Here is a 26,077-nt window from a genome sequence, read left to right as displayed (position 1 = left end):
GTTCCGGTCGTGCTTCTTTCCGGATTCCACCGTTCCACACCGGTCGGACGGCTGCCACGGGAGATTTTTCCGGGCGTCCGCCGGGCCCGCTCACTCCGCCGTACGGAACACCAGCACCGTGTTGTGCCCGCCGAACCCGAAGGAATGGCTCACGGCGACCCCGACCCGCTGCTTCCGCGGTGCGCCCCGCACGACGTCGAGCGACAGCCCCGGGTCCAGCCGGTCCAGGTTGGCCGTGGGCGGGACGAGGCCGTGCTGGACGGTCAGTACCGTCACCGCAGCCTCCACCGCCCCGGCGGCCCCGAGCGTATGGCCCAGGACGCCCTTGGTGGCGGTGACGCCGGGCCCGTGCGGCAGAAGGTCCTCGATGACGCGGCCCTCGACGAGGTCGTTGAGCGGGGTGCCGGTCCCGTGCGCGTTGACGTGGTCCACCTCCTCCGGCGTCATCCCCGCGTCCGCCAGGGCGAGCCGCAGGGCCCGCCGGGCGCCCGCGCCCTCGGGGTGCGGGGAGGTCGGGTGGTGGGCGTCGGTGGACGAGCCGCAGCCGGTGAGCAGGGCCCGGGGGGCGGCGCCGCGCGCCCGGGCGTGCTCCGGGCGTTCCAGGACCAGGACGGCGGCGGCCTCGCCGCCGACGAAGCCGTCCCGGTCGGCGTCGAAGGGGCGGCAGGCGGTGGCCGGGTCGTCGCGGCGGCGGGAGAGCAGGCCGAGCCGGTCGAAGCCCACGACGTTCAGCGGGGTGGTGGCCACCTCGGTGCCACCGGCCAGGACGATGTCGCAGAGCCCCGCCGTGAGCCAGAGCCGGGCCGCGGCGAGGGCGTCCGCCCCGGACGCGCAGGCGGTCACGGTGGTCAGGCTGGGGCCCAGCGCCCCGCATTCCAGGGCCACTTCGGCGGCCGCCATGTTGATCAGGCTCATGGGATGCAGCAGTGAGGAGACGTGCTCAGGCCCGCGGTCGCGCAGCCGCTCCTGCTGCTGCCACACGCTCCAGCCCCCGCCGCAGCCGCTGCCCAGCACGACGCCGACGCGTGACGCGTCCCATTCCGCCGGGTCGAGACCGCTGTCCGCCATCGCCTCGCGGGCGGCGAGCAGCGCGGCGCGCGCGAACGGGTCCAGCCGCCACACCTTGCGGCGCAGCGGGGCGAGGGCGGCGCCGAGAGGGGGCAACGTGCAGAAAAAGTCGACCCGTTGTCCGCGGAGAGCGGGTGTGCGGGTGGCGGTTCCGACGCCGGCGCACACGGCCTCCCAGGTGGGGGCGCGGCCGATCCCGGCCGCGGTGACCAGGCCGATGCCGGTCACCGCCACCCGGCGGTCCCCGGTCACCCGGCCTCCCGGGCGCCGGCCTCCGCCACCCGGGTGGACAGCAGCTCGATCACATCGCCGACGGTGGTGTCCTCGGGCACGTCCTCGTCGGTCAGCGCCACGGCGAGCCGGTCCCGGAGGATCAGCGCCAGCTCGGCGCGGGCGAGCGATTCCAGGCCGAGCTCGGTGAGCTTCGTCCCGGGACTCACCTCCGTGCGGGGGATGCCGAAGTTTCCTTCCAGAACGCCGAACAGGGTCTCATGGAGATCGGACACGGGCTGGCCCTCCATCCCTCGGTTGCTTCTCGCCCGTGGCCGCGGAGGTCATAACCGCAGCCACAGGAATCCCAGACTGATGCCGCTCGCGAGACCGGCCAGCAGGACGGTGTCCCCCCGGGCCGCCCGGCCCTCGCGCAGGGCGAGGTCCAGTTGCAGGGGCAGGGTGGCCGAGGCGGTGTTGCCGTGGGACGTGATGGTGGTGACCAGCTTGCTCCGGGGGATACCGACGGTGGCGGAGAAGTCGTCGGCGAGGGCGCCGGCCGCCAGGTGGGCACAGCACATCGAGACCTCCGTCATGGGGAGCCCGGTCCGCCCCGACGACCACGCGAGGGTCTCCTCGTCGACGAGCCGGTGGACCGCCCTGGCCATGACCGGCAGGTCGAAGCGCAGCCGGGAGGCGCCGGAAGGGACGCCGGGCAGCGGCACCGCGCCCGCGGGCCACTCCGACGAGATCGCCCGCATGCCGAACCCCAGGAGTCCCGGTTCGTCCGACGCCTCCAGGAGGACCGCCGCCCCCACGTCCGAGACGGTGTAACCGACCATGGCGTCGAGGAACTCGCGCGGCCCGGACACGGATTTGCGGAGGATGTGGGTGGGGCACTCGCCGCAGCAGACGAGAACGCGGCGGTAGGCCCCCGACCTGATCAGCGCGTCCCCGACCTCCAAGCCGTTCAGCAGGCTGTTGCAGGCGTTCTTGACGTCGAACACGGGGCAGCCCGCCCCGAGTTTGGCGGCCACGACATGGGCGGTGGCGGGCTCCAGGAGGTCCATGGACACCGCGGCGAAGACGATCAGATCCAGGTCGCCCGGCTGCCACCCGGCGTCGGCCAGGGCCTTGCCCGCCGCGGTCACGGCGAGGTCGGAGGGCATCTGGTCGTCCGGCCGCAGGTACCGGTGGGCGACGCCGGTCATACGGCGGATCATCCCCCGGGGCACCCGGAATTCCGGGCTGTTCTCCTGGATGATGTCCTCGAGTTCGTCGGTGGAAATCCTCCGCTCCGGCAGATGGGCCGCCACGGCGGACATCCGGGAATAGCGCGGACGGGTCAATTCCCGCCTCCTCTCGGGCGGTTGAGGACCGCCCCTCATCTATACCCGGCGGGGAGTGCGGGCACAACCAGGGGAATTGCCGATATGACGATCGGGTCGTATGGGGAATACCGGTGCGATGGACGGGGGAATCGGGCGAGCGCCGTACGGGTAGGCATGAATGCCGGATCCGACGCGGGTGTTTTCCGGCACGAGGAGACGAGGGGGAATCACATGCGCAGTGTGGTCGTCACCGGAGCCAGCGGCGGGATCGGCCGGGAGGTGGCCCTCGGCCTGGCCCGCCGGGGGCTCGACGTCATCGGCACGGTCCGGACCGAGGAGAAGGCGGCGGCCCTCGCCGCGGCGGCCCGGGACGGCGGAACCACGGTGCGGACCGTCCTGATGGACGTGGCCGACGCCAAGAGCTGCGAGGAAGGCTTCGCACGGATCGAGGAGCTGACCGGCGGCGGCCCCTGGGCCGTCGTCAACAACGCCGGGACGCACCTCGCCGGGGCGGTCGAGGACGTCACCGACGAGGAGGCCCGCAGGGTGCTGGACGTCAACCTCTTCGGCCCGGCCCGCATCTGCCGGCTCGCCGTGCCGGGCATGCGGCGCCGGGGCGAGGGACGCATCGTCAACGTCACCTCCATGGCCGGCCTCGTCGCCTCCCCCTTCCAAGGCTGGTACGCGGCGAGCAAGCACGCCCTGGAGGCGCTCAGCGACGCCCTCCGGATGGAGGTGGCGGGGGACGGCGTCAAAGTGACGCTGGTCGAGCCGGGCTTCCACGAGTCGCCGATGGTCGCCGACGGCGCGCAGCGCATGATCCGGCTGGCGGCCGAGGGCGCCTCGCCGTACCAGAACGCCTACCTGGTGGCCCTGGGCGGCCTGGCACGGCACCGCCCCTTCCGCCCGGCCGGGCAGGCCGCCCGCGTGGTGTGCCGGGCGGTGTGCGCCCGGCGGCCCGCCGCGCGGTACTGCACCGGGCGGGAGAGCCTGATGGTGCGCGTCCACCAGTACGCGCCCCCGGCGCTGACCGACGGCATCCAGCGACGGATGACGGGGCTGCTCCGGACCGTCCCCCGCGTCGACCTCGACGGCTGACCGGGCGGGCGCCCGGCGGGGCGCCCGCGGTCTCAGCCCTCGCCCGGCGCGAACACCATGCACGACGCCGTCACGCCCTGACCGCCGTTGAGGACGAGCAGGTGCTGACCGGCGTCCAACGTCAGGTTCCGGCGGGCGTATTCGATGTTGGCCAGCGCGTCGCCCGATCCCAGGTGGCCGGTGTGCGGGTCGGCCACGAACGCCTTGTCCCGCAGGGGTCCGGGAAGGGCCGGAAGGACGAACGCCTCGACGAACGGGGCGGCGAGGCGGGGCAGCAGGACCGTGGTGATGCCCGGGTCGCCGGCCCGGAGACCGGCGTCGTCCAGGGCCTCGTCCACCACCTCACGGATGCAGACCCCGAACCGCTCCGCGCTGTGCAGCGACTCCTTGAGGTGGGTCTCGGAGGGGGGTTCGGGCACCGTCTCCGTGCCCGGCAGCCGGCCGCGCAGGCCCTGCGCGGCCTCCAGGATGCCGGCGCAGGTGTGTCCCTTGGACACCAGCGACCGCAGCCGCAGCGGCCCCGGCCCCCGGCACAGCACCACCGCCGCGGCGCCGTCCCCGCCGACCATCACCGTGGGATCCGTCCACCGGCGGGAGCCGAACTCCTCGAAGGTGTCCGAGGCCACGGCCGCGGCGAGGCGGATCCGGTCGTCCGCCAGCATCCGTGTCACCGCGACCTCCAACGCCGCGGCCCCGCCGTTGCACGCCTGGACGACGCCGAGGACCGAACAGTCCCCGACCGACAGGGCCTTGGCGAGGCGGAAGGGCGGCGCGTACAGCTCGGGGCCCGTCCGCACGGTCCAGGCGTAGGCCAGGACGTCCAGGTCGCCGGCCGCCCGGCCGGCCGCGGCCAGTGCCTCCCGCACCGCCCCGGCCGCCATGAACTCGGGAGTCTCGCCGCCGGTCTGCGGCACCCGGTCCGGGGACGGCGGCACGTCCTGGCCGTCGACGAGGACGCCGTCGATGTACGCGTCCTCGACCGTGCAGTGCCCGCGGGGCAGCCACAGGGCGGCGGACACCACACCGACGGCGGACGGAATGCGCATGTCGTTCCTCCTCAGGAACCGCGGGGATCAGGGGGAGGGGCAGGAGGAGCGGGAGGGGACGGTGCGGACGGAGCGGCGGCCGTACGCGGCCGTGGCGACGGCCACCAGTTCCAGCGGCCGGCGAGGGTCATCAGACCCGGCACCAGGACGCCCCGGACGAGCGTCGCGTCCACCAGGACGCCCACGGCCAGGCCCGTGCCGATGGTCTTCAGCGCGGTGACGCCGGAGGACGCCAGGGCGGCCATGGCACACACCACGATCAGCGCGGCGGCGGTGACCACCCGGCCCGTGGTCTCCACCCCCCGCACCACGGCCGCGGTGTTGTCACCGGTCGCCAGGTACGCCTCACGGATACGGGAGAGCAGGAACACCTCGTAGTCGACGGACAGGGCGTACGCCACGACCAGGACGAACACGACGAGCGAACCGTCGAGGAACCCGCCGGTCGCGAAGTCGCCCAGAAGGAAACGGAGATGGCCGTCCTGGAAGACGTGGACCAGGACGCCCAGACAGGCGGAGAGACTCGCCGCCGCCACGGCCACGGCCTTCAGGGGGATCAGCGCACTGCGGGTGAAGCGGCCGAGCAGGACCGCGGTGACCCCCGCCACCAGGGCGCCGGCGAGCGGAAGGGACCCGGCCAGGGAGTCCGCCGTGTCCACGGTCCGCACCGACTCGCCTGCCACCAGGGCGCGGCCGCCCCCCGGCGCGGGTGTCGCACGGACCGCCCGGACCAGCCGGTGCGTCGCGTCGTCCGTGCGCCCGGTCCGGGAGACCACGGTGAGCAGCGGACCGGCCGGGGTGCCGAACCGCGCCGCCTCCGGCGCGGGCAGCGGCAGCCGGCCGCCGTTCGCGTAGGCGCCGGTCGCCGTGCGGACCCCGGCAGCGCCGGGCAGGGCGGCCAGCCGCCGCGCGTAGGCGTCCAGGGCGCCGTCGCCGGTGCCGGCCGGGAGACCGACGGTCACCACCCGGTCCGGGGCGGGGGAGAAGCCGCTGTCGAGCCGGCGGCCCGCGCGGTGGAGGTCGCTGCCCGCGGCCAGGGCGCGGTCGTCGCTCGGGGCGAATACGGCGTGCGCGCACGGCAGGGACAGCAGGGCGAGGACGGCCAGCGCGGCGGCGGTCCACCGCAGGGGCCGACGGCAGACGGCCGTCGCGATCCGCCGCCACGGCACGCTTCCGGAGCCGTCGCCCGCGGTGCGGCGGCGCAGCCGGGCGAAGACGTCCCCCCGGTCGACGTGCCCGCCCCACAGCGTCAGCATCGCCGGTACCAGCAGCACGGTGGCGGCCGCCGACAGCAGGGCGACGAGGATGCCGGCCGCGGCGACGGAGCGGAGGAAGCCGAAGGGGAAGACGAAGAGGGCGCACAGCGAGAGCGCGACGACCCCGGCCGAGACCGCCACCGTCCGGCCGGCCGTGCGCCGGGTGCGGGCCACGGCGCCGGGGACCGCCGCACCCGCCGCGCGCTCCTCGCGGAAGCGCGTCACCATGAACAGGCCGTAGTCCACGGCGAGTCCGAGGCCCAGGGCGCAGGTGATGTTGGCCGCGTAGGAGGACACGTCCATGAAGCAGGCCAGCAGCCGCAGTCCGGCCAGTGTGCCCGTCACCGCGAACACCCCGGTCAGCAGGGGGATCAGGGCGGCGACGGCGGACCGGAAGACGAACAGCAGGACCAACGCGGTCAGGGGCACCGCGACGAGCTCACCGGTCAGCAGGTCCCGCCGGGCGGCCCGCATCGTCTCCGCGCTCACCCACGCCGGGCCGGTGGCCGACACCTCCACCGGCCCGTCCCGGCCGAGCAGCGGGGGCACGAGCCGCTCCGCGGCCCGGGTGGCGGCCGCCTCGCCCTCGGTGAGGTCGACGGCGACGAGTGCGGTGCGCCCGTCCCGCGAACGCAGCGTGGGGTCCCCGGACGACCAGTACGAGGTGGTGGCGAGCACTCCGGGCGCCCGGCGGACCCGCTCCTCCAGCAGCCGGCCGGCCCGCGCCGCTCCGGCGGAGTCGACGCCCGCGGCGGCGTCGACGAGCAGGACGACATCGGCGCCGCCGGCCCGGTAACGGGCACTCAGAGCGGCGTTGTCGTGGCGTGACCGGGCGTCGTCGGGAAGGAATCCGCTGTTTGTCAGCCGGTCCATTCCGGCGATTCCCGCCCAGGCCAGTAACAGGGCGACGAGGGACGCGGACAGCAATATCGCACGGGCTGTGCGCGCCATGGGCCCTCCCCGGGTCACCCCGCTCCCGGCGACCAGATTAGCGAGGGAAGGACCGGCACCTACCTGCCTTGAAAATAGAATGACAGTAGGAAAATTCGGTCGGCGAATTCCCGGCGCACGGCCGGGTATGCATGCCGAATGCGGCGCATCGCTGTGGTCGGGGCCGGGGTGGCCGGAGCGTGTCTGGTCGAACAGCTCGCCGCGCGGGTCGCGCGGCCCTGCGAACTGACCGTCGTGGACGGCGCCCCCGTCCTCTGGCGCGGCCGCGCCTACCAGCCCGACGACGCGGACGTGATCACCAACATCGCCGCCGCGCACATGTCCGTACGTCCCGGCGACCCGTCGCACGCCGAACGGTGGCTCAGGGCCCGCGGTCCCGGCGTCCTCGACGCGTCGGGGCTGACCTCGCGCGCCCTGTACGGGGTGTACCTCGCCGAGACGCTGTCCCTGACCGCCGGCCGGCTGGTGGACGCCGGCTGGCGGCTGCGCGTCGTCCGCGAGTACGCCCGCGGGCTCGAACCCGCGGGGGAGTCGGTGCGCGTGGTGACCGCCGGAGGGCGGGGCGAGCGCTTCGACCACGTCGTCCTGTGCGCGGGGCCCGCCGCCCCGCCGGACCCCTACGGCCTGGCCGGTGTCCCCGGCTGGGTCGCGGTGCCGTTCCCGCTCGCCCGCACGCTGGCCGCCGTCCCCGCCGACGCGCACGTCGGTGTCCTCGGGTCCGGCCTGACGGCCGTGGACATCGTGGCCGGTCTGGTGGCCCGCGGTCACCGGGGGCCCATCGCCCTCGCCTCGCGCGGCGGGGTGCTGCCCTCGGCGGGTGCCGCGCCCGCCCCGCACCCGCCCCGCCACCTGACGCTGCCCCGGCTGGAGTCACTGGCCGCCGGCCGGCCCCTGACGGCGTCCGGACTGCGGACGCTGCTGCGGGCCGAACTCCGGTCCGCCGGCGTCGGCGAGGAGGTGTTCCACCGCGAACTCGCGCTCACGGAGCCGCCGGTGGACCGGCTGCGCAGACAACTGGCCGACGCCGCGGGCGGGGGCGTGGCCCTGGCCGTCCTCCGGCAGGCCCTCCACCGCTTCGCCGGCCAGGCGTGGAACCTGTTGCCGGAGGCCGAGCAGACCGCCCTCTGGCGGTGTCACGGCCGCGCCGTCACGAGCCTGTGCTGCCCCATGCCCCGGCACCGGGCCGAGCTGATGCTGCGGCTGCTCACGTCGGGCCGGCTCACCGTCCTCGCGGGGCTGTCGGCGGTCGAACCCGGCCGGCGCGGTGGGTTGGACCTGATCGCGCGCGGCGCCACGTGCCCTGTGGACGTGCTCTTCAACGCCCTCAACCCCGGAGCCCCGGGCGACGGCCGGGCCGGTCCTGTCGAGGCGACCCTCGCCGCGCGGTGCGGCGCTGCCCATCCGCTGGGCGGCCTGCGCACCGACCGGCGCACCCACCGCGTCCCGGGCGTCGGCGGCGCGCACACCGGCCTCCACGCGCTCGGACATCCCACCCGCGGCGCCGTGCTGTTCCACTTCGGCCTGCCCAGCCTCGTCCACCAGAGCGGGCTCGTGGCCCGCGCCGTGGCCGCCGGCGTGGTCAGCGCAGAGGCACGTCGACCCAGGAGGGCGACCCGGCCGGGGACGACAGGGTGATCCGCCGGAGGGGGGCGTTCCGGGCCAGCACCCGGGAGTCCGCAGTCCCGGCCACCAGGGCCAGCCGATGGCCGGCCGGCAGGTCGTAGGCCGTCGCGTGCAGCGGGACCTCGACGGTGAACGGCCTGCCCGGCGTCCGGCCGGAGAAGGTGTACGGAGCCCAGGTCATCAGCGTGCCGTTGCCCCGGGCGTCCGCGTCGAGGAGGTGGACGACGACCGTGCCCGTCCCGGCCCCCGGGGTGAGGGTGAGCCGCATCCGGGGCCTCCCGCGCACGTACAGGGGAGCGGCTGCCGGGCGGGAGGTCCACACCGCGCCGACACCCCGCGGAACCAGCGCGAGGGGCCGGGGCACCTGGGCCCCGAGGGCCGCCTCGGCCGAACGCTGCACCATGAGCAGCCCGTTGTCGGTCACCGACCCGGGACCGGTGAGCAGCGCGGCGCCGGTCGTGGAGCCGTCGGGTGCCTCGCGCAGCGACCGTCCGGTGCCCAGGAACAGCCGCCGGGTGGCCCCGGTCATCGCCGCCCAGCCCGCGTGGCCCTCCCAGCCGTACCCGGCGCCGAACCGCGGACCGCTGTTGACCGGCCGGAGCAGCAGCGGGGGTTCCCCGTCCACCCCGTTGTCCACCCCCTTCACATGGCGGTCCATCCACCGCAGGACCGACCGGATCAGCTCGCCGGGGACCAGCGCCTCGGCGATCTCCGGTCCGGCGTGGTCCCCGGGCCGCATCTCCAGCCGCCTGGGCCCGCGGAGCCGGTCGAAGAAGTCGCCCAGGCGCGGAGCGGGGACGACCCCCTCTCCCCAGGTGTGGGCGAAGAACATGGCGACGCGACGGGCGTTGTAGCGGTCCAGGTAGGTGAGCGGTGAACGGGGGCGGGCCCAGGCGGCCAGGCGGGCGCGGTCATGGCGCCGGACGGCACCCAGCAGCGCCCCGCGTCCCTGGACGGAGGTGTAGACGCCCATTCCCGGCGAGACCAGGGTGGGCGTCCCGTTGTCCTCCAGCACGTCCATCGCGTCCACCCAGCCGCTCAGTGCGGCGACGGCCGAGATCCGGCGGTCGTGGGCCGCTCCCAGCAGCCCCAGGGCCGCCCCGTAGGACACACCCCCCACACCGATGTGCCGCACGTCGGCGTGGGCGTGATCCAGCGCCCAGTCGATGGCCCGCGAGACGTCACCGACGTCCCGGGGGCCTTGGAGATCGCTGGCTCCGGGGCCGACCGGCAGGCGCGTCCGGTAGGTGATGGCCACGAAACCCCTGCGCGCGGCTTCCAGCTGGATTCCGCGCATGAGCACTTCCGGCATGGCCACCCAGCAGGGCAGGAGGAGCAACGGATGCGGCCCCCGGCCGGCCGGCTCCGCGACGGTCCCCTCGAGCGGGGTGCCCCCGACACCGCGGAAGACGAACGGCCGCGCCACCGGGCGGTCCGCGGCGCGCACCGGGGGCACCGGGACGGCCAGGGCGAGCAGGAGGCCCGCGAGGGCCAGGAGCAGTGCTGCCGCGCGACGGCCGGCCGGGGAGCGGCAGACGGAAGAGGGAGAAGAGGAAGGAGTCATACGGTCCTTTCGTCGGGTGCTCCGGCGGGCCCGGCCGAGAAGGGGCGGCCGGGCAGGGCCCCACCGCGCGCTAGCCGCCCCCCGCTCCCGCGCCGCGGCCCAGCCGTTCCAGGGCCCGCCGGGCCAGCCCGTCGACGCTGCCCGCGTCGAGCAGCTCCACGGCGGGGATCTCGCAGCCCAGCCGGCGCGACACGACGCCGACGAGTTCGGCGGCCATGAGCGAGTCCAGGCCGAGACTGTCGAGGGGCTGCCGGCGGTCGACGCGCTCCGGTTCGGTCCGCAGGACGTCGGCGACCGCCCGGCGCAGCGCCTCCGCCACCAGCTCCAGCGCTTCGTCCGGTTCCGCCGCGGCCAGCCGGCGGCGCAGCGCCGCGGCCCCGTCGCCCCGGTCGCGTTCGGCGGGGGGCACGATCCCCGTGAACCGGGGGGCGCCCAGGGCCGGGAAGTGGGCGGCGGCCCGCGCCCAGTCGAACCGGCCGGCCATCACGGCCGTCGCGTCGGTGACCAGCAGGCCCTCCAGCACGGTGTACGCCTCGGCGGAGGTCAGCGGCCCGAGACCGGTGCGCCGGAGCACGGCCGCCAGGTCCTCGCGCGCCACATGACCGGTGTCGTCGATGACGCCCCAGGCGACGGCCAGCCCCGGCCGCCCGGCCGCCCGCCGGGCCCGGACGAGGGACTCCAGGAACAGGTTCCCGGCCGCGTAGTGGGCCTGCTGCCGGTTTCCGACCAGAGCCGAGGCGGACGAACAGCAGACGAAGAAGTCCAGCGGTTCCCCGGCCGTCGCGGCGTCCAGGACGAGCCCGCCCAGGGCCTTGGTACGGAGCACGCCGCGCACGCGCTCCTCGGTGAGCAGGGCCAGCGGCGCGTCGTCGAAGACGGCGGCCGCGTGGACGACTCCGCGCAGCGGCCGGCCGGCCGCCCGGAGGCCCCGGACGATCCCCGTCACCGCCTCCCGGTCGCAGATGTCCACGGCGTGGACCTCCGCCCGCGCCCCGCGGGCCGCGAGGTCGTCCAGCAGCGTGTCGGCGCCCGGCGTCGCGGCACCCCGGCGTCCGAGCAGCACCAGATGGCGGGCGCCCCGCTCGGCGAGGTGCCGGGCGAAGGCCGCGCCCAGCCCGGTCAGGCCGCCCGCGACGAGGTACGCGCCCGCGGGATCCGGCGCCGCCGGCACGGGAGGCGGCTCGACCGGCGGCGGCGCGTCGAAGGTCACCACCACCTTGCCCAGGTGCCGGGAGTGCCGCAGCGCGGTCATGGCCTCCGGCAGCCGGGCGGCCGGGTGGCTCCGGTACGGCAACGGGCGGTAGACGCCGTCGCGCACCCTTTCCGCCACGGTGTCGAGGACGCCCTCGGGCACCGGTCCCGCGTGCAGGAGCCGGCCGAGGTCCACGGCGAGGAACGACACATTGGCGTCAAACACGGACATCGGCAGCCGGCTGTCCGCGTCGATGTCGCGCTTGCCGAGTTCGACGAACCGCCCACCGGGCCGCAGCAGTTCCGCGCCGCGCACCAGAGCCTCCCCGGCCAGCGAGTTGAGCACGACGTCGACGCCTTGGCCGCCCGTCGCCCCGCGCACCCGCTCGGCGAAGTCCAGGCCGCGCGAGTCGAAGACGTGCTCGACCCCGAGCTGACGCAGCAGGTCCCGCTTGGCCGGCGTCCCCGCCGTGGCGATCACCCGCGCGCCGACGGCACGGGCGTGCTGGAGCGCGGCCAGCCCCACGCCGCCCGCGGCACCGTGCACCAGCAGGGTCTCGCCGGCGGTGAGGTGGGCCAGCCGTTCCAGGCCGTGCTGCACGGTGAGGAAGACCACCGGCAGGGTGGCCGCGGCGGCGAAGTCCATCCCGTCGGGCATCCGGGCGACCAGCCGGCGGTCGGCCACCGCGTGCGACGCGAGGGAACGCGGGGCCATGGCGTACACCCGGTCGCCGGGGGCCGGGCCGGTGACCCGGGAGCCGACGGCCGTGACGATCCCCGCGCACTCCAGGCCCAGGCACTGCCCGGTGGCCGTGACGGCCGCGGGCCCCGGGCGCAGCAGCCCGGTGGACTCCATGACGTCGCGGTAGTTCAGCCCGGCGGCCCGTACCTCGACGAGGACGTCGTCCGGCCCGGCCGGGGGAGGCGCGGCGGTGGTCCAGTGGACCCGGTGCGCGAGCCCGGGTTCCCGCACCTCGGCCCGGAACGGCCTGCCGGGGGCGGCGGGACGCTCCTCCGGCAGCAACGTGAGGCGGGGCACGAACCGCCCGTCGCGGGTGAGCACGACCTCGTCCTCGTCCGTGGGGCTCAGCAGTTCCAGGGCCAGGCGCCGGACGGCCGTCCCGCTCCCGGCCGCGATCCGCCGCACGGCCAGCGCGGGGTGCTCGTTGCCCAGGCACCGGGCGGCGGCCCACGCCGCGGCGTCCTCCGGCGGGCCGACGGAGGCGGGCGCCGGAAGGGCCGCCCCCGAGGCGGTGACGAGCCACAGCGCCGCCACCGGCGGCGGACCCTGCTCGGTCAGCGCCCGGGCGAAGGCGGCCAGACCTGCCGTGCGGCGCACCGCCCGCTCGGCGGCCTCCTCCGGGTCCGACCGGGTCCCCCGGTCGTCCAGCAGGCAGACGACGTGCACGGGGTCCGCGGCATCGCGGGCACCGCGCCAGGACCCGGCCCACCGGTCCGGGTCGGTGGAGAGCTCCGTCCGGCGCACCCCGCGGGCCCCCGAGGCGGCCAGCAGGCCGGCGAGCTCGGCCGTCCGGCCGTCCTCCGCCCCCTCCGTCACCAGGATCCACCGGGCGTCGTCGCCCGGAGACCGGGGCACGGCCGGTTCCGGAGTACGGACGGCCGGGGCGGCGCGCCGGGCCAGCAGCACCGACGCGTCGGGAGGACCGTCCGGGCGGCCCTGTCCGACGATCCGGGTCCCGGTGAAGCCGCAGCCGTCCAGCACCTCCTTCCAGCGCGCCGCGCTCATCAGGGGGGACGAGGGCCGCAGACCGGTGTCCGTGTGGGACCAGAACTCCTCCAGCAGTCCGAAGCAGAGGGCGCTGGACGCCGTGTCGTGCATCTCGGTGGCCAGCAGCAGGCCGCCGTCGGCGAGCAGTTCCGCCAGCCGGCCGAGCGCCCTCCGCAGGTCCCGGGCCACGTGCAGCGCGTGATGAGCGACGATCACGTCGAACTCGCCCGCCAGGAAGCCCTGTTCGTCATAGGGTTCGTCGATGTCGAAGGTGCGGAGACCGAGGCCGGCGTGGTGCTCGAAACGCCGCCGGGCGCGGTGCAGGAAGGCCGCGGATCCGTCGGTGAACACGTACTCCGTCCGCTCGGCGGGCAGCACGTCGAGCAGGGCTCCGGTCATGGCCCCGGTGCCCGCTCCCACCTCCAGCACGCGCAGCGGCCGGTCGGCCGGCCAGCGGGCGACGGCCGTGCGCAGCGTCGCGCAGGCGATGGCCAGCTGGCTCTCCATGTACGGGGCGCTTGCGTAGATCTGGTCGACCAGGTGGCGGTCCGCCTCGGCGAAGAGCAGTTCGCGGGCGTCGAGGCGGCCGCGTACGACGTCGGGCAGGTGGAGCATGCACCGGGCGTACAGGGCCTGGGCGACGGCCTGTTCGGGGAGCTCGCGAAAGGCCTGCTCCAGAACCCGCCGCGGCGGGGGCGAGCCGCCCGGTGGGCGTCGCCACGCCCGGCCGGTGTCGGTGTCGGCCGGGAGCAGCAGGTTCTGTTCCTCGCACAGGGCCAGCAGCACCTCCAGCAGTGGGACGTACCGGGGCCGTACTCCCGCCGCCGCCAGGTCGGCGAGAGTGAAGGTCTCCGTCCCGGCCGTTCCCGTCCCGGCGAGGAGCCGCCGCACGGCGTCCGCGGCCAGTGCGGCGACGGAGTTCCTGAACCGGAGGAACCGCAGGTGCTCCCGCTCCGGGACGGCGGGGGCGGCGTCGGCCGACTCGTCGGGCGTGGCCAGCGGTGCGTCGGGGGCGGGGTGCGGGAGCAGAGGGTGGGACAGGGCCCGCAGGACGGTGTGGGAACGGCTGATGGAGACCGCCCCGGCGGCCGGGAAGCGGCGCAGCCGCACCCCCTCCAGCTCCGCGGTCACCCGTCCGTCCGTGTCCAGGAGCGTGATGTCGCAGCGGAGTTCGGCGGCCCCGGTCCCGCGCGCCCTGACGCGCACCCGGCCCGTGGCGGGCGGTGACAGCCACAGCCGGGCCGCTCCGATCTCGACGGGCAGGTACGGGGTGTCGCCCCGGCCCGGTCCGGCGAGCAGGGGGAGACATGCCTGGAGGGCCCCGTCCAGGACGACCGGATGCGCCCGCCAGCCGTCGAGCGGCAGGCCGGTGGCATAGGCGGCGACGACCTCGCCGGAGCCGACGCGGAGGTCGTCGAGCACCCGGAAGGCCGGGCCGTAGGGGAGGCCCGCNGCCGTCGAGCGGCAGGCCGGTGGCATAGGCGGCGACGACCTCGCCGGAGCCGACGCGGAGGTCGTCGAGCACCCGGAAGGCCGGGCCGTAGGGGAGGCCCGCGCGGGCGGCACGGGCGTAGTGCTCCCCGGCGTCCACGGTGTGGGCGGTCGGCCCGTCGTCCGGCGGCGGGCCGGCCGGTCCGGGGGCCGGGCGCAGCAGCCGGCGGACCCTGCCGCGGGCGTGCGGCTGCCAGGGGCCGCCGTCCTGCCGGCGGCTCGCCGCGCGGAACGTGCCGTCCTCGTCGGAGAGGGACAGCTGGAACCGCACCGGGTCCGCGTCGTCCTCCCAGGGGAGGCTCAGGGCCCGGTCGATGCGCAGCCCGAGCACCTCCACCGGCCCGTCGAAGACCTCTCCGGCCGCGGCGAACGCGGCCTCCAGGTATGCGGCGGCGGGCAGGACGACGCCGTCGCCCACCCGGTGGTCCCCCAGCCAGGGCAGCCTGGACGCCTCCAACGGCCCCGACCAGGACGGTTCCAGGGACGGCAGACGGGGGCCGAGCAGCGGGTGCCCGGGCGCCGGCGCGTCCCCGTCGCGCCCGGCGGACCACCACGAGGGGGCGCCGTTCCAGTGCCGTTCGCGCTGCCAGGGGACGGCGGGCAGCGACACCACTCGGCCCGGCCGGGGGAAGTGTGCCTCCGGGGCGGCCCGGGCCCCGCAGGCGAGGAGCTGGGCGACCGCCGTGCGCATCCCGTCCGGCCCGTTCCCGTGGCGGACGCAGGTCCGCACGACCGGCACCCGGCCGCCGCCGGCCCGGGTGAACCGGCTCAGGTAGGCGGCCGTCACCGGGTGCGGACCGATCTCGACGAACAGGTCGGCCGCCTCGTCGAGCGCGGCCCGCGCCGCGGCGGCGAAGAGCACCGGTTCGCGGACGTTGCGCCACCAGTACGCGGCGTCGAGCGCTGCGCCGGGCAGCCGGCCACCGGTGACGGACGAGAAGAACGGCGTCGTCCCGGGGCCCGGGCGGACGCCGTCGAGCAGGGCCCGCAGCGGCTCCTCGACCGGGTCCATCGCGGGGCTGTGGAAGGCGTGGTCGACGTCCAGCACGCGGAAGAAGACGTGCCGGGAGGCGAGCCGTCCGCCCAGGTCCTCCAGGTCCCGCGGGTCCCCGGCGAGGGTCACGTCCCGCGCGCTGTTGACCGCCGCCACGGTCAGCCGGCCGTCGTACGCGGCCGCCTCGGCCCGGGCCTCCGCCTCCGGCAGGCCGACCGCGGCCATGCGGCCCTTGCCGGCGGTGGGGGCCTGGGCCCGGCCGCGGCCGGCGACGACGCGGGCGGCGGTCTCCTCGTCCAGGACGCCGGCCGCGCACGCGGCGGCGATCTCGCCCACGCTGTGCCCGAGGACGGCCGCGGGCCGCACCCCGGCCCCGGCGAGCACGGCGACCAGCCCCATCTGCGCGGCGTACAGCAGCGGTTGGGCGACCTCCGTGCGGCGCAGCTCGGCGGCGGAGACCGGGGCGGCCAGCACGTCGGCGACGGACCAGCCCAGGTGCGGGCGGAGGGCCGCGTCGTGCCGGTGGACCGCGGCCCGGAAGACCGGGTCGTGCGCCAGCAGGTCGGCGCACATCCCGGGCCACTGCGAGCCGTTGCCGGAGAAGGCGAACGCCACTCTGCCCCCGCCGGCGGCGTGCCCCGAGGCCGTCCCGGCGAAGCGGCGCCCCTGGGCGGCCGCCATCAGCCCGTCGGCCGCCTCCTTCGGCCGGGCGGCCAGGACCGCCACCCGGTGCTCGTGGAGCGTACGGCGCAGGTACGCCGTGCGGGCGATGTCGTAGAACTCCTCGTCCGCGGCGGTGGCCAGCCGGTCGGCCATACGGCGGGCGGCCTCGGCGAGGGCCGGGCGGGTGTGCGCGGTGACGACGACGGGCAACGGGCGGTCCGGGGAGGGCTCCCGCCGGGGGAGGGGCAGGACGGCCGGGGACGGCCGTCCGACCGGGGGCGGTGCCAGCACGGCGTGGGCGTTGGCACCGCCGAAGCCGAAGCTGTTGACGCCCACCACCGGACGCGGCCTCTTTGCCAGCCGCTCGCCGCGCACGGCCGGCCGCAGCCGCCAGCGGCCGAAGTCGATGCCGGGGTGGAGCGGTTCGGCGTGCAGAGTGGGCGGTACGGAGCCGTGTTCCAGCACCAGGAGGGCCTTGAGCAGGCCCGCCATGCCCGAAGCCGCCTCCGAGTGGCCGAGGTTGGACTTCACCGAGCCGATGGGCAGCGCGCCGGTGCGGCGCCGGGAGCCGAGGGCCCGGCCGATGGCCTCGCACTCGACGGGGTCGCCGGCCGGGGTGCCGGTGCCGTGGGCCTCGAAGTAGACCAGGTCGTCCGGGTCGATACCGGCCTCCGCGTACAGCCTCTCCAGCAGGGCCTGTTGCGTCTCGCGGCGGGGGAGGGCCAGGCCCCGGGTGCGGCCGTCGCAGTTGACGCCGGTGGCCAGGAGCACACCGCGGATACGGTCCCCGTCCGCCAGGGCGTCCGCGAGCCGCCTGAGGACGACCACGGCGGCCGCCTCGGCGCGGACGAACCCGTCGGCCGCCGCCGCGAACGGCCGGCAGCGGCCGGTCGGCGAGAGCATCGACGCCGCCGAGAAGCCCGCGTAGCCGAACGGGTTGAGCAGGACGTTCACCCCGCCGGCGAGGGCCGCCGGGCCCGCCCCCGTCCGCAGGTGGGCGCAGGCACGGTGGACCGCGGTGAGCGCGGACGAACACGCGGTGTCCACGGCGATGCTCTCGCCGTGCCAGTCGAAGAAGTGGGAGATCCGGTTCGCCGTGATGGACGAGGCCAGTCCGGTCATGGTGTAGGCGTCGACGGTGTCCGGCCGGGCCGTCTGGAGTTCCCCGAAGTCCCGGCTGGAGGCACCGATGAACACCCCGGTGTCCGTACCGGACCACGCGTCCCGGCGCATTCCCGCGTCGTCCAGCGCCTCGACGGCCGTCTCCAGGAGCAGCCGCTGCTGGGGGTCCATCCGGGCCGCCTCGCGGGGGGCGATGCCGAAGTAGCCGGCGTCGAAGCCCTCGATGTCGTCGAGGAATCCGCCGGCCGCCGTGCAGCTCTTGCCGGGGCGTTTCCGCCGGGGGTCGACGAAGAGGCCGCTGTCGAAGCGTTCGGGAGGAACCTCCGTCACCAGGTCACGGCCCTCGCGCAACGCGTTCCACAATTCCCCGGGAGTGCGGATCCCGCCGGGGAACCGGCAGGACATTCCCACGACGGCGACGGGGGCGGGAGCAGAATCGTTCCGGTCGGCGACGTGCTGGTCCACGGGCATCTCCCTCGGCGGGGTGGGCGGTTGCCGTCCTTCGGCCGCTTCGGCGGTGAAGGCTTTCCGTCGGGGAATGCCGGAAAACCCGGTGCGCGACCGCGCGCCGCGGGCGCGCCGCGTCAGGAAGGCCGCACCGGGAAAGTAGCGAGATGGGCTTATATGGCCGGAGCTCCGCTCGCCTGTTCCTCCGGCCGTGTCATCCGTGCCTTCCGGCGCGCCGCATTCCGGTACGCCGCTTCCGCGCGGCGGCGCCGCCGCGCGGTGCGGTCAGGCCGCCGCCTGCCCTCACCGCACTTCTTCGCGCCGTCGCCGCGGCATGAGGGCCGGGTGGTCAGCGCGGACCGACGCCGACCGTCGTCCGCGGGAGCCGCCGCCGCGCCCGGTCCGCCTGCAACTCGTCCCCCAACGCCTCGCACTCGACGACGAGTTCGGCCACCAGGGCGTCGTCGCGCGGCCCGGCCGCGTCCAGGAGGCGTATCAGGGTGACGCGGGCGAGTTCGGTCCGGCCCTGGAGGCGGGCGAGACGGGCCCAGACGAGCGGGGGTTCGTCCTCCGGCGCGGTGGTGTCACGGTGAGCAGCGGTCGTCGCCCACCGGGGCAACTCCCGCGCGTCGTCCGGGAAACCGGGCAGGGCGGCGCGCAGCGGCAGGAGGAGGGCGTGGTCCGTGGCATCGCCGTACCGGCCCAGCAGGACGGCCGCCGCGCGGAGGTCGTCCGGGGCGTCGGCCGGGATGCCGTGCCGGAGCAGGGTACGCAGCGGCGCCAGGTCCTCGGGCCGGTGGTCGTGGCGGACGGCGGCCAGGACGCCCGCCCGGCGACCCGGGTCGGAGGCGACGGCCTCGTGGCAGGAGGCGTCCGCGCGTATCCGCGCCAGATCGGCCCGGCCGGGGGCGAGCGCGGTCTGCCAGGCGGGGGTGCGCAGGCTCTCGTGCAGCTCGTAGGCGCAGCCCTCCTCGGCGTTGAGGAGGACGAAGTCGGGCTCCGTGCGGCGCCCGGCACGCTCGGCGCGGACGAGGAGTTCGCGCGGCGGCAGCAGGCGCAGGCCGAGGCCGGTCAGCAGCCGTTCGCGGTCCGCGTCGAACCCGGGGCCGTAGTTCTCGCGGATCTCCTCCTCGGCCTCGGCCACGCCCGCGGCCAGGGTGGCGTCGTCGTCCTCGGGCGACAGGCAGGCGGCGTCGCCCGGCAGGCCGATCAGGATCTCCAGCGCCTCGTCCAGGCTCTCGCCGAGCAGCCCGGCCGAGCCCTCCGAGTCGGCGTGCAGCACCTCGCCGCCCGCGCAGAGGAAGTACGTGCCGCCCGAGTCCTCTCCGGCGACCGGCCGCAGCGGCGCGCCCGAGGCGAGCACGACGTCCTCGCCGTGGTCGTCCCCTGTCACGTCGAAGGCGAACGGGTACGCCGCGATGGCGGCCAGGTCGGGGCGCTGCCGGAGGATGCGCAGGGCGCGGTCGTGGGTCATGGTCGTGACCGTAGCAGTGGGGTACGACAACGCCGGGCCGGTGCCGGGGCCGGGGTACGGCAACGCCGGGCCGGGGCCGGGGTACGGCAACGCCGGGCCGACGAAGGGCCGTCCGCCTCAGCCCGCGAGGGCCCGCTCGTACCGCCGCGCCTTCGTCTCCGCCCGCCGCTGCTTCCGCCGCCTGCGGCCCTGGCGTACACAGCGCACCAGTTCCTCCCCGTAGGGCAGCGCCACGAACGTGCCCACCGCCAGCGCGATCCCGGCGAGGTACTTCGCCGGCAGCGGGCGGCGGCGCGGGACGAGCCGCCAGGCCGCCGGGTCGCCCGCGCCGCCGCGCAGCAGGGAGCGGACCTGGTCGGGGTGGAGGCACATCAGGGAGGCCAGGGCGGCGAACGGCAGGGACTCCAGGAAGCTGTGGATGTGCTGCTCGACCGGCTTGACGTCGCGGTCGCTGTCGACGGCCGTCCGGACGTCCCACAGGGCCGTCGCCTCGTGGCAGGCCGTCGCGCCGAGCTGCACCGAGAGCAGGAGCGGATTGACCTCGCAGAGCAGGGTGAGGGCGATGGGAACGCCGACCTCGGTCATCATCAGCGCGTGGATGAGCGATTCCTTGGTGCCCGAGGTGTCCTCGATGCGGGTGCGCCGGTGCATCACCCAGTCGGCGACGCCCGGGACGAACCACGAGGGCAGCAGCCCGTACATCAGGTAGCGGGTGGTGGCGTTCTCCACCGCGATCTCCGAGGCCGCGATATTCGAGACCGCGTTTTTTGAAGAGAGTTTTGAAGAGAGTGAGGCCGCCGAGGTCAGGGAGGTGGGTGTGCGAAGCATGCGCGCGTGGTCCTTCCGCGAGGGTGGTGGCGAGCGATGGTTCAGAGGACGCGGTACGGGCTCGCCTCCGCCCGGCGGAAGCCCATCCCGTGGCCCGGTGCGTCGTCCGCTCCCGGGCGAATCGTTCCTCCGGAGGGATCGAGGGCGCCCGAGAACAGCGCCGACTCGATGCGGACGTGGTCGTGGAACCACTCCACGTGCCGCAGGTTGGGGACGCACGCCGCCACATGGGCGTGCGCGTGGGGCGCGCAGTGCGCCGAGATCTCCAGTCCGTGCGCCTGGGCGACGGCCGCCGCCCGCAGCCAGCCCGTCAGCCCGCCGCACCGGGTGGCGTCCGCCTGGAGGCAGTCGACCACCCGGGCCAGCCGGCCGAAGTACGCCGGGTCGTAGCCGTATTCACCGGCCGCCACATCACAGCGGCACTGGTCGCGGACGATCCCCAGCCCCTCCAGGTCGTCGGAGGGCACCGGTTCCTCGAACCAGGCCACGCCCAGTTCGGCCAGCACCTCCCCGACGCGCACCGCCTGCTTGCGGGTGTAGGCGCCGTTGGCGTCCACGTACAGGGCGGCCTCCGGGCCGATGGTGTCCCGTGCGTGGCGTACGCGGTCGAGGTCGCGGTGGACGGCCCGGCCCCAGTCCTCCCCGATCTTGATCTTGACCCGGTCGATCCCGTGGCCGTGGACCCAGCTGGTGAGCTGCGCGGCCAGGTGCGTGTCGTGGTACGTGGTGAAGCCGCCCGACCCGTAGACCGGCACCTCCTCCGTGACCGCGCCGACCAGCCGCAGCAGCGGCAGGTCCAGCAGCCGGGCCTTGAGGTCCCACAGGGCGATGTCCACCGCCGACACCGCGCAGCCCAGCAGCCCCTGCCGTCCCGCGTCGCGCACGGCCCGGACCATCGCCTCGTTGGCCCCGGCGACGTCCAGGGCGCTGCGGCCCGTGACCAGCCCGGCCAGCAGCCCGGTGACGGCCGCGCCGGCCTCCGCGGGGGCGTACGTCCAGCCGGTGCCCGTCACCCCGTCGCAGTGCGCCTCCACCACCACGACGGTGGTGGCGTCCCAGGCGAGCGTCCCGTCGGCCTCGGGGCCCTCGGTCGGGACGGTGAACGCCGCGACGTCCAGCCCGTCGATCCTGACGTCGGTCCTCATGGCGCGGTCCTCATGGCACGGTCCTCACGGGGTCGGTCCTCACGGCGTTCCGGTCCTCATGGCGCGGTCAGGACCCCTTCTTGTGCCGGTGCGGCAGGAACTCCTGGACCTTCGCCTTGATCCCCTGCCGCACCATCCCGGCCCGGTCGGAGTCGCCCTTGAGGATGGACTTGGCGGTCGACTCGATCTGGTCCCAGTCCGCGTGCGGCGGGATCGGCGGCACCGCCGGGTCCGTCACGAACTCCACCAGCGCGGGCCCCCGCGCGGCCAGCGCCTCTTCCCACGCGGGCCCGACGTCCTCGGGCTTCTCCACCCGGATGCCGGTGAAGCCGATCGAGCGGGCGAACTCCGCGTACGGGACGTCCGGCAGCTGCTGCGAGGGCAGGAACTGCGGCGAGCCGCTCATGGCGCGCATCTCCCAGGTGACCTGGTTGAGGTCGTGGTTGTTCCAGACCCCGACCACCAGGCGCGGATCCTCCCACTCCAGGCGGTACTTGGCGATCGTGATCAGCTCGGCCAGCCCGTTCATCTGCATCGCCCCGTCCCCCACGAGCGCCACCACCGGCCGCTCCGGATGGGCGAACTTGGCGCCGATCGCGTACGGCACGCCGCTGCCCATGGTGGCCAGGGTGCCGGAGAGCGAACCGCGCATCGGCGGCCGCATCGCGATGTGCCGCGCGTACCAGTTGGCCACCGAGCCGGAGTCGCAGGTGACGATCGCGTCGTCGGGCAGCAGCGGGGACAGCGCCCGCGCCACGTGCTCCGGGTTGACGGGATCGGCGGACACCGCGGCGCGCCGCTCCATCACCTCCTTCCAGCGGGTCACGTCGCCCTCCACCTTCTGCTGCCAGTCACGGTCGGTGCTGCGCCGCAGGAGGGGGATGAGCCGCTGGAGGGTGGCGCGCGCGTCACCGATGAGGTTGACCTCGTACGGGTAGCGCAGGCCGGCCATCCGCGGATCGATCTCGATCTGGACGGCGCGCGCGGAGCCGAACTCCGGGAGGAACTGCGAGTAGGGGAAGTTCGAACCGACGGTCAGCAGGGTGTCGCAGTCGCGCATCAGCTCGTAGGACGGCCGGGTGCCCAGCAGCCCGATCGAGCCGGTGACGTACGGCAGTTCGTCGCTGAGCACGTCCATCCCCAGCAGCGCCTTGGCGACGCCGGCCCCCAGCAGATCGGCGACCTGCTCCACCTCGGCACGGGCCCCGGCCGCCCCCTGGCCGACCAGCACCGCCGTCCGGTGACCGGAGTTGAGCACCTCCGCCGCCCGTTCCAGCGCCTCGTCCGAGGGCACCGACTGCCAGCCGCTGTGGTCGAGGCTGGACGGGACCATCTTGAACGCGTGGCCCGGGGGGCTGTACGGCAGCTCCTGGACGTCGGCGTGGACGATGACGGCCGTGGGGGCGCGCCGGGACAGCGCCGTGCGCACGGCCCGGTCGAGGACGTTGGGCAGCTGCTCCGGGACGGTGACGGTCTCCACGAAGTCCGAGGCGACGTCCTTGAACAGCGCGTGCAGGTCCACCTCCTGCTGGTACGCGCCGCCCATGGCGGTCCTGGCGGTCTGGCCCACGATCGCGAGGACGGGGACGTGGTCGAGCTTGGCGTCGTAGAGACCGTTGAGCAGGTGGATGGCGCCCGGGCCCGAGGTGGCGACGCACACGCCGAGCCGGCCCCCGAACTTCGCGTACCCGACGGCCTCGAACGCCGCCATCTCCTCGTGCCGCGCCTGGATGAAGCGCGGCCGGTCGCCCGCGCGCTCCCAGGCGGCCATCAGCCCGTTGATCCCGTCGCCGGGATAGCCGAAGACCCGCTCCACGCCCCACTCGCGCAGCCGGGCCAGGATGTGGTCGGAGACCTTCTCAGCCACTGTGTTCCTCTCTGTCCAGGTCCGCTCGGGTCCCGTTCAGGTCTGTTCCGGTCCGTTCCGGTTCGTTCAGGTTCGCTCGGCGAGCCGGGGCAGTACCTCGGTCCGGTAGAAGTCGAAGAAGCCGCGCCGGCCGGGGCCGATCTGGCTCACATGGACCCGGTCGAAGCCCGCTTCCGCGTAGGCCCGTAGCGCGACGGCGTGCTCCTCCGGGTCGTTCCCGCAGGTCACCGCGCGGCCCACCCGTTCGGGTGTGACCAGCTCCGCCGCCTGCTCGAAGTGGGCGGGCGTCGGCAGCACCTGGTTGAGCTCGCCGGGCAGCTGCTCCACCGCCCACAGCCGGTGGGCGGTCCGCAGCGCCTCGTCCCGGTCCGGACCCCAGCACACCTTCACACCGCCCTGCACCGGCAGGCCCTCGCCCCCGGCCCGCCGGAAGCGGGCGACCGCCCCCGCGTCCGGGCTCATGGTGATCAGCCCGTCGCCGCACCGCCCCGCCACGTCCGTGGCGGCCGGGCCGAACGCCGAGACGTCGATGGGCACGGGCTCGTCCGGAAGGGTGTAGAGCCGGGCGTTCTCCACGGTGTAGTGCCGGCCGCTGTGGCTCACCTGACCGCCCTCGAACAGCAGCCGCATCACCCGGACGGCCTCCTCCAGCATCTCCAGCCGGATCGCCGCCCGCGGCCACGGGCCGCCCAGGACGTGCTCGTTGAGCGCCTCCCCGCTGCCCACGCCCAGCCGGAACCGCCCCGGCCCCAGCAGTACGGCGCTGGTCGCCGCCGCGTGGGCGGTGACGACCGGGTGCATACGCACGGTCGGACAGGTCACGGCCGTCTCGACGGGCAGGGAGACGGCCTGTGCCAGCGCCCCGATCACCGACCAGACGAACGGGCTCTGCCCCTGCTCGCCGGTCCACGGATGGAAGTGGTCCGAGATCCACAGCGAGGTGAAACCGGCGTCCTCGGCCATCCGGGCCTGTTCGACAAGGTCCGCCGGGGAGTGTTCCTCGCAGGACAGGAAATAGCCGTACTCGGTCATCGGGGCGGGCACTCCCTTCGCCGTTCTCTGCGCCGCTCGCTGCACTGCTCCCTGCCGGGACCGGCTGCTCAGACCGGACGGGTAACCCGGCGGTGCCGCGCCGAAACCTCGGCGTCCGGGCCGTGGACGGGCGGCCGTTCCCCCGCACGGGTGTACGCCCGCCCGGGACCCCGCCGCCGTCGGCACGTTCCGGGTCGGCGAGACTGCCCGCATGCCACATGAGGAAGAGCTGTCGCTGCCGGGCGGGAACGTCAGCGGAGGCGTCGTCCGCGTCGGCGACACCGTCCGACGACCCGCCGGACCGTGGACCCCCGCGGTCCACGCCCTGCTCGCCCACCTGCACGCGGTGGGCTTCCGCGCGGCGCCCCGCCCGCTCGGCATCGACGAACAGGGGCGGGAGGTACTGACCTACGTACCGGGCGACGTGGTCTGGCCCGACCGGTTCGCCCTGATGGAACCGGAACGGCGGCTGGCCCGGGTGGGGCGGATCGTCGGGGAATTCCACGACGCCGTCCAGGACTTCACCCCGCCGCCCGACGCCCGCTGGCGGGAGCTGGTCCCCGCCGACGGGCACGACATCATCGCCCACCACGACCTCGGCCCCTGGAACCTCGTGACCGGCGACGACGATCGCTGGGCCTTCATCGACTGGGACACGGCCGCCCCCGGCACCCGCCTCTGGGACCTCGCCTACGCCGCGCACGGCTTCGTCCCGCTCTCCGCCGACCCCGCCCTCTGCCGCGCCGACGCCGCCCACCGCCTGCGCGTCCTCGTCGACGCCTACGGACTCGACGAGGACGGACGCCGCCGCCTCGTCCCCCTGCTGGGCCGCCGCTCCCGCTCCATGCACGACTTTCTGCGGGACCGGGCCGCCCTCGGCGAACAGCCCTGGGCGACGCACTGGGCGGAGGGCCACGGCGACGTCTGGCGCTCCGATGCCGAATACACCGAGGAGCGCGAGGAGGAGTGGACGCGTGCGCTGCTCGACGGCTGAGACGCGCCGCCAGGCAAAGCGGAAGTAAAGCCCCTGGCATACTTGCGGTTATGTCGACCAATGTGCGGATTCATCGTGACCCCAGTGCCGTGCCCGATCACTGGACCGACGAGAGGACGGTCGCCGTCGTCCTCGGCGGCGAGGGCGAGGAGGTCGTCGTCCTCGATCTCGGGGCGCCCGATCCGGCGCTGCGCTTCGTCGCCGTGTCCGAGGGCGGTCCCTCGGGAGTCGCGCCGCTGATGCGCGCGGCGGCCGAGGTGGCGCGCGAGGGCGGCGGGACCGTCCTGCGATGGATCGAGGAAGCCGACGGCGATGTCTCCCCGACCGCACGGGAGTTGGGGCTGACCGGGGGAGAGGAGGTCTACCGCTGGTGGCGGCTCGGCCTCTCCGACGCCGATGCCGGGGCGGGACGGGAAGCCGCCCCGGAACCCGCCCCGCAAGGCGCCCACTTCGAGGTCGAGATCGACGGAGACCGGGCCGTCCTGTCCCACGACCGCGCCGAGGAGGGCACCCCGGAGCAGCTGATCCCCCTGCTCTCCGCCGCCCTGTCCGGCCTCCCCGCAACCCACCCCGGCCTCCGCACCGCCGAGGCATACGCCGCCCCCGACGACGACTCGCTCACCGGCGCCTTCCGCGCCCTGGGCTTCGTCCCCACGGAGCGGCGGGCGGTGGAGTACGCCTTGCCCCTCGCGTCCTGACGCGGCGTCGCGGCCGCGAGCCCGGTCGACCGCGGCGCTGACGCTCCGGCGCGCGCGCCGTCCGCGTGCCCAGGCCCGTGGCGTTTCCGCCCCGGCGCACGCACAATTGACGGGGCGTGCGACGGCACGGGCGGCACTTGCCGACGGGGGAGCGATGGTGCAGACGGTGGGTTCGGGGACCCGTGGTGCGGGTGGGGCGGCGGTTGGCAGAGTGCGGGTGGGGCGGGCGGTCGGGGACCGGGTCCGGAACGTGTG

Annotated in this window: 16 protein-coding genes and 2 pseudogenes; 4 read left to right on the top strand and 14 right to left on the bottom strand. The window is 75.4% G+C overall.

Going from position 1 to position 26,077, the window contains the following annotated elements; all coding sequences use genetic code 11:
- Nucleotides 1-90 precede the first annotated feature (90 nt).
- From HN013_RS05610 to HN013_RS05600, 3 genes are read right to left on the bottom strand one after another with little or no spacing between them, the layout of a single operon-like run.
- The gene (locus HN013_RS05610) at nucleotides 91-1,320 is read right to left on the bottom strand and encodes a beta-ketoacyl-[acyl-carrier-protein] synthase family protein (protein WP_312018505.1); all 1,230 of its coding nucleotides are present in this window, start codon (nucleotides 1,318-1,320) and stop codon (nucleotides 91-93) included.
- Complete coding sequence (locus HN013_RS05605) at nucleotides 1,317-1,574, bottom strand: acyl carrier protein (protein WP_171163583.1); 258 nt, start codon at nucleotides 1,572-1,574, stop codon at nucleotides 1,317-1,319. The genes HN013_RS05610 and HN013_RS05605 overlap by 4 nt, the downstream gene beginning before the upstream one ends.
- A 48-nt stretch (nucleotides 1,575-1,622) precedes the next feature.
- The gene (locus HN013_RS05600) at nucleotides 1,623-2,627 is read right to left on the bottom strand and encodes a 3-oxoacyl-ACP synthase III family protein (RefSeq protein ID WP_171163581.1); all 1,005 of its coding nucleotides are present in this window, start codon (nucleotides 2,625-2,627) and stop codon (nucleotides 1,623-1,625) included.
- A 213-nt stretch (nucleotides 2,628-2,840) separates the two neighbouring features.
- Between HN013_RS05600 and HN013_RS05595 the strand changes: the two genes are divergently transcribed.
- The gene (locus HN013_RS05595; protein ID WP_171163579.1) at nucleotides 2,841-3,707 is read left to right on the top strand and encodes an SDR family oxidoreductase; all 867 of its coding nucleotides are present in this window, start codon (nucleotides 2,841-2,843) and stop codon (nucleotides 3,705-3,707) included.
- Nucleotides 3,708-3,739: 32 nt separating this feature from the next.
- Here the strand turns inward: HN013_RS05595 and HN013_RS05590 are convergent, their stop codons facing one another.
- Together HN013_RS05590 and HN013_RS05585 are read right to left on the bottom strand one after the other, a co-directional pair.
- Entirely contained in the window at nucleotides 3,740-4,753 is a 1,014-nt protein-coding gene (locus tag HN013_RS05590; protein ID WP_171163577.1) for a hypothetical protein, read from the bottom strand.
- Nucleotides 4,754-4,764: 11 nt separating this feature from the next.
- Nucleotides 4,765-6,960, bottom strand: coding sequence for an MMPL family transporter (locus HN013_RS05585; RefSeq protein ID WP_171163575.1), 2,196 nt, complete (start codon nucleotides 6,958-6,960; stop codon nucleotides 4,765-4,767).
- A 138-nt stretch (nucleotides 6,961-7,098) separates the two neighbouring features.
- Between HN013_RS05585 and HN013_RS05580 the strand changes: the two genes are divergently transcribed.
- Complete coding sequence (locus HN013_RS05580) at nucleotides 7,099-8,595, top strand: FAD/NAD(P)-binding protein (RefSeq protein ID WP_171163574.1); 1,497 nt, start codon at nucleotides 7,099-7,101, stop codon at nucleotides 8,593-8,595.
- On the opposite strand, the gene HN013_RS05575 is transcribed toward HN013_RS05580, so the two are convergent.
- From HN013_RS05575 to HN013_RS05545, 9 genes and pseudogenes are all read right to left on the bottom strand, one after another.
- Nucleotides 8,540-10,147: a CocE/NonD family hydrolase C-terminal non-catalytic domain-containing protein gene (locus HN013_RS05575; RefSeq protein ID WP_171163572.1), complete on the bottom strand. Its 1,608-nt coding sequence runs from the start codon at nucleotides 10,145-10,147 to the stop codon at nucleotides 8,540-8,542. The genes HN013_RS05580 and HN013_RS05575 overlap by 56 nt on opposite strands.
- 70 nt (nucleotides 10,148-10,217) lie before the next feature.
- The gene (locus HN013_RS05570) at nucleotides 10,218-13,682 is read right to left on the bottom strand and encodes an SDR family NAD(P)-dependent oxidoreductase (RefSeq protein ID WP_171163570.1); all 3,465 of its coding nucleotides are present in this window, start codon (nucleotides 13,680-13,682) and stop codon (nucleotides 10,218-10,220) included.
- Nucleotides 13,683-14,210: 528 nt separating this feature from the next.
- Nucleotides 14,211-14,546 (bottom strand): annotated as a pseudogene (locus HN013_RS33605) (polyketide synthase dehydratase domain-containing protein); the annotation flags it as partial.
- 109 nt (nucleotides 14,547-14,655) lie between these two features.
- Nucleotides 14,656-17,742, bottom strand: a pseudogene (locus HN013_RS32760) (type I polyketide synthase); the annotation flags it as partial.
- A gap of 391 nt (nucleotides 17,743-18,133) precedes the next feature.
- Nucleotides 18,134-19,258 carry a hypothetical protein gene (locus HN013_RS05565; protein WP_171163568.1) on the bottom strand — a complete coding sequence of 375 codons (1,125 nt, stop codon included), beginning with the start codon at nucleotides 19,256-19,258 and terminating at the stop codon, nucleotides 18,134-18,136.
- Between the two features lie 117 nt (nucleotides 19,259-19,375).
- Nucleotides 19,376-19,960, bottom strand: coding sequence for a diguanylate cyclase (locus tag HN013_RS05560; RefSeq protein ID WP_249374782.1), 585 nt, complete (start codon nucleotides 19,958-19,960; stop codon nucleotides 19,376-19,378).
- 167 nt (nucleotides 19,961-20,127) lie between these two features.
- Nucleotides 20,128-21,231, bottom strand: coding sequence for an enolase C-terminal domain-like protein (locus HN013_RS05555; protein ID WP_171163566.1), 1,104 nt, complete (start codon nucleotides 21,229-21,231; stop codon nucleotides 20,128-20,130).
- Nucleotides 21,232-21,298: 67 nt separating this feature from the next.
- Complete coding sequence (locus HN013_RS05550) at nucleotides 21,299-23,098, bottom strand: thiamine pyrophosphate-requiring protein (protein ID WP_171163564.1); 1,800 nt, start codon at nucleotides 23,096-23,098, stop codon at nucleotides 21,299-21,301.
- Between the two features lie 66 nt (nucleotides 23,099-23,164).
- Entirely contained in the window at nucleotides 23,165-24,130 is a 966-nt protein-coding gene (locus HN013_RS05545) for a TIGR03557 family F420-dependent LLM class oxidoreductase (RefSeq protein ID WP_171163562.1), read from the bottom strand.
- A gap of 211 nt (nucleotides 24,131-24,341) precedes the next feature.
- Here HN013_RS05545 and HN013_RS05540 point away from each other — a divergent pair, with 211 nt between their 5' ends.
- Nucleotides 24,342-25,124, top strand: a complete 783-nt coding sequence (locus HN013_RS05540; RefSeq protein WP_171163561.1) for an aminoglycoside phosphotransferase family protein — start codon at nucleotides 24,342-24,344, stop codon at nucleotides 25,122-25,124.
- A gap of 50 nt (nucleotides 25,125-25,174) precedes the next feature.
- Nucleotides 25,175-25,822, top strand: coding sequence for a hypothetical protein (locus HN013_RS05535; RefSeq protein WP_171163559.1), 648 nt, complete (start codon nucleotides 25,175-25,177; stop codon nucleotides 25,820-25,822).
- Nucleotides 25,823-26,077: the final 255 nt, after the last annotated feature.

It is taken from the genome of Streptomyces sp. I05A-00742 (genome assembly GCF_013055795.1).
Taxonomy (GTDB): domain Bacteria; phylum Actinomycetota; class Actinomycetes; order Streptomycetales; family Streptomycetaceae; genus Streptomyces.
Note: the sequence above shows the minus strand (reverse complement) of the source record. Positions and strands in the feature narration are given on the sequence as shown.